We start from the raw sequence: 12,187 nt of genomic DNA on the forward strand, positions 1-12,187 counted from the left end.
GGATTACTCGGTGCCCCAGTCGTCATCCGGGTTCGGCGCCGGGGTGGAGCCGTCGTCCGGGTTCGGGTTCGGCGCCGGCGGGTTCGGGCCCGGGTCCTCGTCGACCCACGACTTCATCGTGCCGTTGGGGTTCAGGACGAAGTGGGCGCCGTTGTGCTCGCCGTACGCCGGCTTGCCGCCCCGCGTCTTCAGGGTGTCCCAGGCGCTGCTGGTGCCGCGGGGCATGATGTCGGCCTCGTAGTTGGAGCCGACCTTGTAGACCTTGCCCTTGAAGCCGCCGGCGAGGGGGTACGACTGCACGTACACGCGCTTGACCGGCTTCGGCTTCGCGCCGTCGGTCCAGGAGCGGATGCCGCCGTTCGGGTCGAGGACGAAGCGCACGCCGTTGGCCTCGCCGTACGCGGGCTTGTTGCCGCTGGTCTTGAGGGTGTGCCACACCTTGGTCTTGCCGGTGCCCGGCACCTTGGCACGCAGGTCGGCCTCGTAGTGGCGCCCGACCTTGTAGACCTTGGCCGTGAAGCCGCCCTTCAGCTGCACGGTCTTCACGTAGACCCGCTTCGTCTTCTTCTGCCCGTGCTCGGGCAGCGCCGCGTGCACACCGGGCACCCCGGCCGCGGGGGCGCTGGTCGCGAAGGCCGCGGAGGTCGGCACGACGGCGACGGCAAGAACTCCGGTCGTGACGATGGCGGAGCGTATGGATCGCTTCAAGGGGGTCCCTTTCCCTCACTTTTTACGGCTGATGTCCGTTTTGCACGGAATATCGACCATAGAGCACAAAGTCCCATTCCGCCAAATGAGTGACATAGCGTGCACACGCCCTCGTTCTGCGTAATCCGGGACGAAGGTCATACAAGCTTCTTGACTGTCAGCACTGCACCACCGCACCCCCCCATCCCGTACGAGCCAGGAAGCCAGCACCCATGACCCCTCTGTTCCGGCGCCCGGCCGCGCTCGCCGCCGCGGCCGTCGTGTTCGCCCTCGCGGCGGGCGCCTGCGGCCCGTCCCCGCAGGAGGCGGCGCACGAGAAGAAGCGCAAGGCCGCCAAGCTCGCCGCGCAGACCAAGGCCCGCAAGATCGCCGCCCAGAAGGCCGCGGCCCTCCCGGGGATGCCGCTGGTGAAGGACGCGAAGAACATCTACAGCGAGACCACCGCCGACAAGATGGCGCCGGTGATGAAGACCTTCAAGAACCTGGTCTACGTCCCGAACACCGAGTCCGACACGGTCTCCGTCATCGACCCGAAGACGTACGAGGTCATCCGCACCATCCCGGTCGGCGACCAGCCGCAGCACGTGGTGCCGTCGTGGGACATGAAGACGCTCTGGGTGAACGACGACCTCGGCGACACCCTCACCCCGCTCGACCCGCGTACGGGCAAGAAGAAGGGCAAGCCGGTCGAGGTCAGCGACCCGTACAACCTCTACTTCACGCCGAACGGCAAATACGCCGTCGTCATGGCCTCCATGGACCGCGAGCTGGTCTTCCGCGACCCGCACACCATGAAGCGGAAGAAGACCGTCCCGGTCGACTGCTACGGGGTCAACCACGCGGACTTCTCGCCGGACGGGAAGTACTTCATCGTCTCCTGCGAGTTCTCCGCGGAGCTGCTCAAGGTCGACACCGAGAAGATGAAGGTGGTCAAGAAGCAGAAGCTGCCGATGGCGGACGGCATGCCGCAGGACGTGAAGGTCTCGCCGGACGGCAAGACCTGGTACGTGGCCGACATGATGGCGCACGGCATGTGGGTGCTGGACGGCGACAAGTTCAGCAAGCCGAAGCTCTTCCCGACCGGCAAGGGCACGCACGGCCTCTACCCGAGCCGGGACGCCAAGACCATGTACGTATCGAATCGCGGCGAGGGCACGGTCTCGGTCTTCGACTTCGCGAAGAAGAAGGTCGTGGAGAAGTGGACGCTGCCCGACGGCGGCAGCCCTGACATGGGCGGGGTGTCGGCGGACGGCAAGACGCTGTGGCTGTCCGGGCGGTACGACAGCGAGGTCTACGCGATCGACACCAGGAGCGGCAAGCAGCTCGCGCGGATCCCGGTCGGGGCCGGGCCGCACGGGCTCGCGGTGTACCCGCAGCCGGGGCGCTACTCACTCGGACACACGGGAATCTTCCGGTAACCGACCCACAACACGCCCGCACCGGGCGGAAAGCTACCCGGTGCGGGCGTCTTGTGTGCCGCTTCCGTGACGATTCTCATCCGCCGTCGCAGGTGCGCACATGGGTCGTAGAATCCTCACCAGTACCCGGCCGGGGGACACGGCGGTGAAGCGAATTCGGCGGCCGTCGGGGACCGGGGGAGAAGTTGCGTAACCGAGGAGGAAGTGTCGTCGTGAGCAGCCGGCCGTCCCGAGGCGCTGCTCGCCTCGCGGCAATACTCGACGCGCTCCCCGATGCGCTCGTCCTGGTCAACACCAATGGCACCGTCGTGGCCGCCAACCCCGTCGCGCTGGCCGCCTTCGAGCGCCCGGGAGCCGCGCTGATCGGGCGCGGGCTGCTCGACCTGCTGCCGGACTTCGACCCGCGCCGGATCCCCGGTTCGATGCGCGCCGAGGAGCAGTCGGCGGAGGCCAAGCAGACGAAGCCGACGCGCATGACGGCGTGCCGGACGGACGGCAGCTCCTTTCCCGCAGAGGTCACCAGCGCGAACCTCGAGGACGGCGAGGCCCCCGACGCCTTCAACGGCGACCACCGCTTCACCGGCGACGAGCTGCTGATGCTGGTCGTACGCGACCTGACGGGGACGCTCGACACCGAGGCGGAGCTGGCCCGGCAGCGCCGCCAGACCGAAATGATTCTGCGGGCCGCTTCGGAAGGCATCGTCGGCACGGACACGGAGGGGCGGATCGTCCTGGTCAACCCCGCCGCCGCCCACATACTCGGCTACCGCGCAGGCGACCTCGGCGGCCAGGAGCTGCACCCGCTGCTGCACCACTCCCGCCGCGACGGCACACCCCTCGCGTACGAGGAGACCCCGCTCGCCGACACCCTCTCCTCCGGGCGCAAGCACCGGGTCCGCGGCCAGGTGCTCTGGGCGAAGGACGGGCGCGCGGTGCCCGTCGACATGACGACGGCTCCGGTACGGGACGGGGACCAGCTGGTCGGCGCGGTGCTGGCGTTCACGGACCGGCGGCGGGTGGACGCGCTGACGGCGCGCCAGGACCAGCTGTCGGCGGTCCTGACGTCGGGCCTGCGCGGCCCTTTGGACCAGCTCCGCGCGGAGCTGGGCGCGCTGGCGTCGGACCCGGCGGGGCAGCTGTGGCCGGAGGCCAATCAGGTCCTGCATCACCTGTCGGCCGGATACGGCCGGATGACCGCATTGATCGACAGCGTGCTGTCATACCAACTCCTGGACGCGGGCCGCGAGCGGCTTTCGCCCGAGCCGACCGCCGTGGATGCGGTGGTGCACGCGGCGGTGGAGCGCTCTTCGGAGCTGATCGGCCCCGGGCGGGCGCAGTTTGTGGTCCACGCGCCGGAGGGCGTCGAGGCGGTCGTGGACGGCGAGCGACTGACGCAGGCGCTGGCGCACCTGATCGCGGACGTGGCAGGCGTGGACGCGACGGGTCGGGCGCCGGTGGTGTCGGGGGGCTCGGGCGACTCGACGATCGTGGTGGCGGCGGCGCAGCGGGGCGATGTCGTACGGGTGGAGGTGCGCGGGCCGCACGGTGGCGGAGACCCGGTGCACGAGCCGCTGGCGCGGGGCGTGGCGCGGCTGCACGGCGGGATACTGCAGACGCACGAGGTGCCTGGTCAGGGGGGCAGCGGCAGCGCGTATGTGCTGGAGGTCCCGGTGACGGGCCCCGGCGCGGGCGCCGCGACGGCGGCGCGGCCGCCGCGGGACCGTGCGGGCGAGACGACGGTGATGCCGGAGCCGGCGGAGCCGGGGCGGGGGATGGCGCCGCCTCGGGGGGAGTCGGCGGCGGTGGCGCGTGGGGGCGCGATGGCGCCTGGCGGCGCTGGAGCTTTTGCCGGCGGCGGTACCGGTGCGGTGCCCGGCGGCGGTACCGGTGCGGTGCCCGGCGGCGGTACGGGCGGGGTGCCTGTCGGGCGGCGGGCGCGGCGGGCGTTGGCTGCCGAGAGTGGGGCGCGGCAGGGGGCGGCGCAGGACGAGGGCGCCGGGACTGACGGGCGCGGTGGTGTGCGCGGTGAGCTGCAGGCCGTTCCTGCTCAGCAGGGCGGTACGTATGGCGGCGGGCGCGCGGATTCCGGCGAAGGCGCGCCGCACGGGGCCACCTCCGGTGGGCGTCGGGGGCGGCGGACCTCCGGCACGGATGCCTTCCTTGCCGACGATTCGTATGGCGGGCAGGGGGGCGCGCTCGCCGAGCAGGAGCAGCAGGGCCCCGACCAGGCGGGTCACCCGGGCCAGCTGAACCAGCCCGGGCAGCCGGGCCAGCCGGGCCAGCCGGGCCAGCCGGGCCAGCCGGGCCAGCCGGGCCAGCCGGGCCAGCCGGGCCAGGATGGCACCGTCGGTGACCGCCCCGCCGGGCGCCGCCGCCGCGCGGCCCAGGGCCCGGACACGGGCGACCAGTCGGCGGCTGCGGCTGCGGCGGGTGAGCATCCAGAGGCATCGGGGGCCGGCTTCCCGGGAGCGCCCGGAGCGGCGGCCGGTGGCCGGCCGGCGGCGCCCGGGACAATGGGCGGCAGCTACCTTCCGGTGCCCGGAGCGGCAGCGGGTGACCAGCCGGTGGCACCCGACACAACGGGCGGCAACTACCTTCCGGTGCCCGGGGCAGCGGCAGAGGGCCAGCCCGCGGAGCCCGGGGCAGCGGAAGGTGACCACACCGCGGTGCCCGGCATCGCGGCCGAGCACGCCACGGCGCCCGGCACTCCCCACGACAGCGACGCGGGCATGGCCGGCGGTGGCACGCCTCCTGGGGGCGTTTCCGTTCCCGGTGCGGGGCGGCGGCGACGGCCGGTCGGGGAAGGGCCCGTGGCGCGTGGCGATGAGGAGACCGGCGGCGGTGAGAGCGCGGCCGGGCAGCAGCCGAGCGGACGGCGTCGGCGGCGCGCGCCCGCGGAGCAGGAGAGCGGGGAGGTCGTCCGTACCGCTGTCGCGAGCGATGCGGCCGCGCCCGGCGTACCGCGCCAGGCCCAGGTCCCCCCGGCGGAAGCCGGCGCCCCGCAGGCCACCCAGAGCGGCCGCCGGACCCGCCGCCCGCTGACCACGGAGGCGGACCGCACGCCCGCGCAGGGGACGGAGCGGGACGCCGCGGCAAGCGGCGCGCAGCCCCCCGGGCCGACGGCCCCGGCAGCCGCGTACGACAACGCACCGGCGCAGGCGGCCACCGCGGACGCGGACGCGATGCGCGCAGACGCGCTGGCCGCGGGAGGCAGGCGCGCAGACGGCGGTCGCGCGGACGCGATGTCCGCGGACGCCGTGGCCCCAGACGCGATGGGCGCAGACGGCAGTCGCGCGGACGCCATGTCCGCGGACACGGCCGCCGACGCCGACACCCCCGAGGCCCACACCACCGCCGACCCCACCGGCAGGTTCCCCGCGCCGCTCACGCCTGAGCCCAGCGGCACGACCAAGTTCGCCCGCGCCCGGCCCGCGCCCGCGCCGCCCGCCGCGGCCGGGCATGTGCAGCCCGGGGCGATCAGTGTGCGGACGCTCGGGCAGGGTGTGGCGTTCACGCAGCCGCTCGCCGAGCACGACGCGGAAGCGCAGGAGGGCTTCGCGGACGACCCCCGCGCCGCCGAGCAGCACGCCGCCAACCGGAACGCCGGCCAGGCCACGAGCCACACCACCGGCCAGACCGCCGGGCACCCCGCCAATCAGGCCCCGGGCCAGACCGCCGGGCACCCCGCCAACCAGGCCCCCGGCCAGGCCCCCGGCCAGCCCTCCACCCAAGCCCCCGACCAAGGCTCAGGCCGCCGCCGTCGCCTCGGCACCCCGCCGGACGGCACCCCGACCGACGCCCGCCCGCACCCGGGCTCCGCCCCCGCAGCCGGCGAAGGCGCGCAGGCCGCGCAAGGCACTCCTCAGGAGCCCTCGCGCCCGGCCCACCCCCACGCGGCCACGGACCACGCCACCGGCCGGCCCCAGGCGGCAGCCTCGCGCACCGCCCAGCCACAAGCGCCCACCGACCCCCGCACCGGCCACACGCCCACACCGGCCGACCCCCGCTCGCGCCACCCCCACGCCCCGGCCGACCCCCGTTCCCGCCAGTCCCAGGCGCCCACCGACCCCCGCCTCACCGAAACCGCCGGCCGCGCCTACGCCGTCGGCGCCCCCGACGCCGCCGCCATCGGCCGTCCCGAGCCGCTCGACGGGCAGCACGGCGTCGTCGAGGTCGACGACGACCCGGATACGGCGCTCCTCCGGCCGATCGATGACGAGATCCCGCCCGAGCCGCTCGACAATCCGCGTCGCCTCCTCGTCTGGCCCGAGCCGGACGGCGCCACCTCGCAGGCGCTCACCAATCGCGGGTACCGCCCCGTCGTGGTCCGCTCCCGCGAGGAGGTCGACACGCAGATCGCCGCGTACCCCGCCGCGCTCTTCGTCGACCCGCTCACCGGCCCCATCACCCGCACCGCCCTCCAGGCGCTGCGCACCGCGGCCGTCGCCGCCGAGGTCCCCGTCCTCGTCACCGCGGGCCTCGGGCAGGCCACCCGCGAGGCGGCGTACGGCGCCGACCCGGCCGTACTGCTGAAGGCCCTCGCCCCGCGCGACAGCGAGATGCACCCGTCCCGCGTCCTGCTCTTCGAGGAGGACCCGGACATCGCCGCCGCGCTCACCACCGCCCTGGAGCGGCGCGGGATGCAGGTCGGGCACGCCGCCGACGACCAGACGGCGATCTCCCTGGCCACTCAGATGCGGCCGAATCTGGTGGTGATGGACCTGATGCAGGTACGCCGCCGCCGCGCCGGCATCATCGACTGGCTCAGCGCCAACGGCCTGCTCGCCCGCATGCCGATGGTCGTCTACACCCGCGCCGACATCGACGGCAACGAGCTGCCCCGGCTCCGCTCCGGCGAGACCGTGCTCTTCCTCGCCGAGCGCTCGACGAGCGCGGAGGTCCAGTCGCGGATCGTCGACCTGCTGTCGAAGATCGGTACAAACTAGGGGCCATGACGGCCAACCAGGACGCCAAGCCCGGCACCCTCCGCCCCGGCGGCCGCACCGCCCGGGTGCGTGCCGCCGTGCTCCAGGCGGCGGGCGACGCCCTCGCCGAGTCCGGTTTCGCCGGCCTCGACCTGGCCGAGATCGCGCGCCGCGCCGAGGTCGGCAAGACCACGGTCTACCGCCGCTGGTCCACCCCCGCGGGCCTGGTCGCCGACCTCCTCGCCGACATGGCCGAGCAGTCCCTCCCCCGTACGGAAACGGGCACCCTCGACGGCGACCTCCGCGCCAACGCCCGCCTGGTCGCCAAGACGCTGCGCGATGCGCGCCAGGGCGCGCTCTTCAAGGCCGTCATCTCCGCCGCCACCTGCGACACCGGGGCCGCAACAGCGCTGCATCGCTTCTACGCGACCCGCATCGCCGAGTGGGCCCCCTGCGTCACCCAGGCCGTCGACCGCGGCGAACTGCCTCCCGGCACCGACCCGCACGAGGTCATCCGCGCCGTCTCCGCCCCCCTCTACTACCGCCTGCTCGCCACCGGCGCCCCCGTCGACGAGCAGGCGGCCGACCGCGCCGCCGCAGCCGCAGCCGCGGCGGCGCGCGCGGGCGCGTACCCGCTCACAGCTCCGTAACGTCCAGCTCCCCGTCCGCGTACTGCTTCCGCAGCACCTTCTTGTCGAACTTCCCCACGCTCGTCTTCGGCACCGCCGCAATCCGCGCCCACCGCTCCGGCAGCTGCCACTTCGCCAGGTGCTCGCCGAGGAAGCCGCGCAGCTCCTCGTACGACACCTCGGCCGCGCCCTCCTTCGCCACCACCGCGGCGAGCGGCCGCTCGCCCCACTTCTTGTCCGGTACCGCGATGACCGCGGCCTCCGCGACGCCCGGATGCGCCATCAGCTGGTTCTCCAGCTCGACCGACGAGATCCACTCGCCGCCCGACTTGATGACGTCCTTCGCCCGGTCCGTCAGCGTCAGATACCCATCCGGCGTGATCGTCCCGACGTCGCCCGTCCGCAGCCACCCGTCCTCGCTGAACTTGTCCTCCGGCCGGAACGGATCCCCGCCCGCACCCCCGTAATACGCCCCCGCGATCCACGGCCCCCGCACCTCGAGCTCCCCGGCCGCCTCCCCGTCCCACGGCTGGAAGCCGCCCTCCGGCCCGGCCAGCCGCGCCTCGACCGACGCCGGGAACTGCCCCTGCGTGATCCGGTACGCGAACTCCTCCTCCGCCGGCAGCCCGCCCGGCGGATGCGCCACCGACCCCAGCGGCGACGTCTCGGTCATGCCCCACGCGTGTACGACACGAATCCCGTGCCGCTCCTCGAACGCGGTCATCAGCGCGGGCGGACACGCCGACCCGCCGATGATCACGCACCGCAGCGACGACACATCGCGCGGCTTCCCGTCCAGCTCCGCCAGCAGCCCCTGCCAGATCGTCGGCACCGCGGCGGCGATCGTCGGCCGCAGCGTCTGAAGCATCTCCGCGATCGGCTCCGGCTGCAGGAAGCGGTCCGGCATCAGCACCGAGGCGCCCGCCATGAAGGCGGCGTGCGGCAGCCCCCAGGCGTTGACGTGGAACATCGGCACCACCGGCAGCGCCAGGTCCTGCGGCGTCAGCGCGAACGACGCCGCGGAGTTGACCTGCAGCGAGTGCAGGTAGATCGAGCGGTGGCTGTACAGCACGCCCTTGGGGTCGCCGGTGGTCCCCGACGTGTAGCAGAGCGCCGCCGCGTCCCGCTCGTCCAGCTCCGGCCAGTCGTAGCCGTCGAAGGAGCCCGGCCGCCCCGCGATCAGCTCCTCGTAGTCGTGCACCCGCGCCCGCCCGCCCTCCAGCGGCGCACGGTCGCCGGGCCCGGCGACCACCACGTGCTCCACCGACCCGAATTGCGGCAGCAGCGGCGCCAGCAGCGGGATCAGCGAGCCGGAGACGACGACCACCCGGTCAGCCGCGTGGTTGACGATCCAGGTGAGCTGGTCGGCGGGCAGCCGGAGGTTGAGGGTGTGCAGGACGGCGCCCATGGAGGGGACGGCGAGATACGTCTCCATGTGCTCCTGGTTGTTCCACATCAGGGTCGCGACCCGGTCGGCATCGCCGACGCCGAGCTCGTCGCGCAGCGCCGTAGCCAGCTGCACGGCGCGCTCCCCGGTCTCGCGGAAGGTCCGCCGCGCGGGCTCGCCCTCGCCGGTCCAGGTGATCACCTGCGCGGCGCCGTGGACAGTCATGCCTTGGGCGAGAATGCGCTGCGTGGTAAGAGGTACGTCCTGCATCGTGCTCAGCACCGGGGCCTCCCGAGGGTCGAAGCCGCAAATACGCGCCAGTAATTACTGGCAGATTCTGCTGCCGACCGCCCGGTATGTCACTACCTCCCACGAACTGGAGGAGATGTTGTCTCCCACCAGCCTCACCAATGCCGTCCACGGCGAGATCTCCGTGGGCACCGTGCTGGTCTGGACGAAGCAGTACACGGACCAGGAACTGCGCGGCTACTACGCCTTGAGTGGTGCTCCCGTCGACTCGCTGCCGGAGCACTTGCCGTATCTCCTGACCGTCGCTCCCCTGACCAAACTGGGCGGCGATCTGAACTATCTGTCCGGAAAGATGGAGTGGAAAGCCATCCGCCCGGTGGGCCGGAACGAAGTGATTACAGCCGAGCTCGAGGTCACGCGCCTGGAGCCGGCCGAAGGGATGACCAAAATCGCCTTTGAGGCCCGCATCCACGTCGGGGAAGAGCTCGTGATCACCGGCCGCAGCAAGGGCTTCGTCATCGGCGGCTCACCCGACCGGAGGTAGTCCCGTGCCCATCACCCGTACCACCACGCGCACCTTCAGCTCCGAGGACATCGACGTCTGCGCCCGCCTCACCGGCGACCTGGGCTCGCATCACATGGCCGGGCACGGCGGCCGGCGGATGACCCAGGGCGCCCTGACGCTCTCCGCGGTTCCGCTGCTCGACGAGCCCGGGGTGCACATGCGGGAGCTGTCGTTCGCGTTTCTCGCCCCGGTGTACGCCGGGGACACCGTCACCGCTTCGGTCCGCGCCACCGAGACCGGGGAGCCGGCGGCGGACCGGGCGCTGCTGGCCTGCGAGATCAGCGTGACCAACGGGGACGGCACCCCGGTCCTCGCCGGCACCGGCGTCGCCGACGTGCCCCGCACCCTGGCCGACGCCGCGGGCGGGAGGGGCTGACCCATGCCCGACACCTCGGCGGTCAGCGGCCTGAAGCTGCTCACCGAAGACGTCCTCACCGACCCGTATCCGACCTATGCGCTGTTACGCGAACACGCCCCGGTGCACTGGGACGACGACCTCAACGGCTTTCTGCTGACCCGCTACGACGACGTGGCCGCGGCGCTGCGCGACCACGACACCTTCTCGTCCCGGCGGATCGGCCTGCTCGCCGCCCGCGGCGGGGCGAACCCCTCCCCGGCGATGCGGCGGTTCATCGAACTCGCCTCGCAGTGGATGTGGATGCTCGACCCGCCGCAGCACACCCGGGTGCGCAAGCTGATGAACCAGGGCTTCAGCCCGCGCGACGTACGCCTCCTGGAGCCGCGGGTGGCGGGCATCGTCAGCCGGCTCGTCGACAAGCTGCTGGACAAGGGCCGCTTCGACCTGATTCCCGACCTGAGCTATGCGGTGCCGGCCGGGGTGCTGCTCGCCCTGTACGACCTCCCGGAGACGGACGGGCGGCTGATCACCGAGTGGTGCGACACCATCAAGCTCTTCGTCGGCGGCGCCCCCGACCTGCTCGGCACGCACGACCCGGCGACGCGGTCGCTGGAGCAGATGATGGACTACCTGGGCGCGGTGATCGACGAACGCCGGCGCGCCCCCGGCACCGACCTCATATCCCGGCTGACCCAGGCGGAGGAGGACGGCGAGCGGCTGGGCGACGAGGAGCTCTGCTCGAATCTGCTCCTGCTGCTGGTGGCCACCTACGAGACCAGCGTCGACATGCTGGGCAACGGGCTGCGCGGCCTGCTGACCGAGCGCGACCAGTGGGAACGGATCAAGGCGGAGCCGAAGCTCATCCCGGCCGCGGTCGACGAGATCCTGCGCTGGGACGGCCCGGTGCAGCTCACCCACCGGCTGACCACCCGCGAGGTCACGCTGCACGGCACGACCATCGAGAAGGGCCGGCTCGTCTATCTCGTACGGGGCTCGGCGAACCGCGATCCCGCGCACTTCAGCGACCCCGACCGGGTCGACGTCACCCGCACCGAGACCGGGCACGTCGCGCTCGGCACCGGCGTCCACTACTGCATCGGCGCCGCGCTGGCCAAGCTGGAAGGCGCCTGCGCCCTCGCCGAGCTGACCCGCCGGATGCCGGACCTCGCGCTGGACGAGAGCCGTCCGTATCGCTGGCGGGCGGACAACCTCCAGTTCAGGGGGCTGGCGACGCTGCCGGGCAGGACCCGGGCGGATTAACAGGGAACTTCACCTTCACCTGGTCGACCTGGCCACCCTCGCTCCTGCGGCCGCCCACCTGCCGCCCGACCTGCCCGCGGCAGAGCGCGCGGCGCTGCAGGACCGGTACGCCCCGGGCCGCCGGCGCTTGCAGGCGCTGGCGTCCCGGCTGCTGGTACGGGCCGTGCTCGCCCGCGGCACCGGGCAGCCGTGCGTCAACGTCAGCCACGACACCGGGCTGCTCGCGCTGGTGGCCGCCGCGGTCCCGTGCGGCATCGATGTCGAGGACATCGCCGAGCAGCGGCTGCGCGAGGTCGCGGACCGCTTCTGCCGTGCCGAGGACGCCGCCGTCCTCGACGGGCCCGGCGGCGCCCGGCAGCTGTGGACGGCCAAGGAGAGCGCGGCCAAAGCGCTCGGTCTCGGGCTGCGCGCCGGGCTCTCCTCGATCCACTTCACCCGCCACCCCGGCCGGCACTGGGCCGGGGCGGTCTGGCGCGGGCGGCCGACCGGGCTGCGCACCCGCACGGTCGACCTGGGCAGCCGGCACCTGGCGGTCACCGCCGGGGCCGTACCGGACGGCATCCGCCTCACGTGGTGGGCACCACGCCGCGCCGCCGGCACATGGGGACTCAATCCGGCGGCCCCTTCGCTCCGAATAGACGGCATGCAGCACATCCGCAGGGCAGTCACCGGCTGAATGCCACTGGAG

At 73.2% G+C, this 12,187-nt stretch carries 9 protein-coding genes; 7 read left to right on the plus strand and 2 right to left on the minus strand.

What is annotated here, in order from left to right:
* Positions 1-3 precede the first annotated feature (3 nt).
* On the minus strand, positions 4-708 hold the full coding sequence (locus tag ACNNMR_RS22160) for a hypothetical protein (protein ID WP_419996406.1): 705 nt from the start codon (positions 706-708) through the stop codon (positions 4-6).
* Between the two features lie 212 nt (positions 709-920).
* On the opposite strand from ACNNMR_RS22160, the gene ACNNMR_RS22165 reads away from it, so the two are divergent.
* The 3 genes from ACNNMR_RS22165 (at position 921) to ACNNMR_RS22175 (ending at position 7,701) form a co-directional block, all read left to right on the plus strand.
* Positions 921-2,126, plus strand: a complete 1,206-nt coding sequence (locus ACNNMR_RS22165) for a YncE family protein (protein ID WP_419996407.1) — start codon at positions 921-923, stop codon at positions 2,124-2,126.
* 212 nt (positions 2,127-2,338) lie between these two features.
* Positions 2,339-7,072, plus strand: coding sequence for a PAS domain-containing protein (locus ACNNMR_RS22170; RefSeq protein WP_419996408.1), 4,734 nt, complete (start codon positions 2,339-2,341; stop codon positions 7,070-7,072).
* Between the two features lie 5 nt (positions 7,073-7,077).
* Positions 7,078-7,701 carry a TetR/AcrR family transcriptional regulator C-terminal ligand-binding domain-containing protein gene (locus ACNNMR_RS22175; RefSeq protein ID WP_419996409.1) on the plus strand — a complete coding sequence of 208 codons (624 nt, stop codon included), beginning with the start codon at positions 7,078-7,080 and terminating at the stop codon, positions 7,699-7,701.
* Here ACNNMR_RS22175 and ACNNMR_RS22180 read toward each other — a convergent pair.
* Positions 7,688-9,349 carry a long-chain fatty acid--CoA ligase gene (locus ACNNMR_RS22180; protein WP_419996410.1) on the minus strand — a complete coding sequence of 554 codons (1,662 nt, stop codon included), beginning with the start codon at positions 9,347-9,349 and terminating at the stop codon, positions 7,688-7,690. The two genes, ACNNMR_RS22175 and ACNNMR_RS22180, sit on opposite strands and share 14 nt — an antisense overlap.
* On the opposite strand from ACNNMR_RS22180, the gene ACNNMR_RS22185 reads away from it, so the two are divergent.
* The 4 genes from ACNNMR_RS22185 to ACNNMR_RS22200 all read left to right on the plus strand — a co-directional run bounded on the left by ACNNMR_RS22185 (position 9,339) and on the right by ACNNMR_RS22200 (position 12,175).
* Complete coding sequence (locus tag ACNNMR_RS22185; protein WP_419996411.1) at positions 9,339-9,860, plus strand: hypothetical protein; 522 nt, start codon at positions 9,339-9,341, stop codon at positions 9,858-9,860. The two genes, ACNNMR_RS22180 and ACNNMR_RS22185, sit on opposite strands and share 11 nt — an antisense overlap.
* Positions 9,861-9,864: 4 nt before the next feature.
* Positions 9,865-10,257: a hypothetical protein gene (locus tag ACNNMR_RS22190; RefSeq protein ID WP_419996412.1), complete on the plus strand. Its 393-nt coding sequence runs from the start codon at positions 9,865-9,867 to the stop codon at positions 10,255-10,257.
* A gap of 3 nt (positions 10,258-10,260) precedes the next feature.
* Positions 10,261-11,499, plus strand: coding sequence for a cytochrome P450 (locus tag ACNNMR_RS22195; protein ID WP_419996413.1), 1,239 nt, complete (start codon positions 10,261-10,263; stop codon positions 11,497-11,499).
* A 127-nt stretch (positions 11,500-11,626) separates the two neighbouring features.
* Positions 11,627-12,175 carry a 4'-phosphopantetheinyl transferase family protein gene (locus ACNNMR_RS22200; RefSeq protein WP_419996414.1) on the plus strand — a complete coding sequence of 183 codons (549 nt, stop codon included), beginning with the start codon at positions 11,627-11,629 and terminating at the stop codon, positions 12,173-12,175.
* Positions 12,176-12,187 lie beyond the last annotated feature (12 nt).

It is taken from the genome of Streptomyces boninensis (assembly GCF_048572725.1).
Classification (GTDB): Bacteria; Actinomycetota; Actinomycetes; order Streptomycetales; family Streptomycetaceae; genus Streptomyces; species Streptomyces boninensis.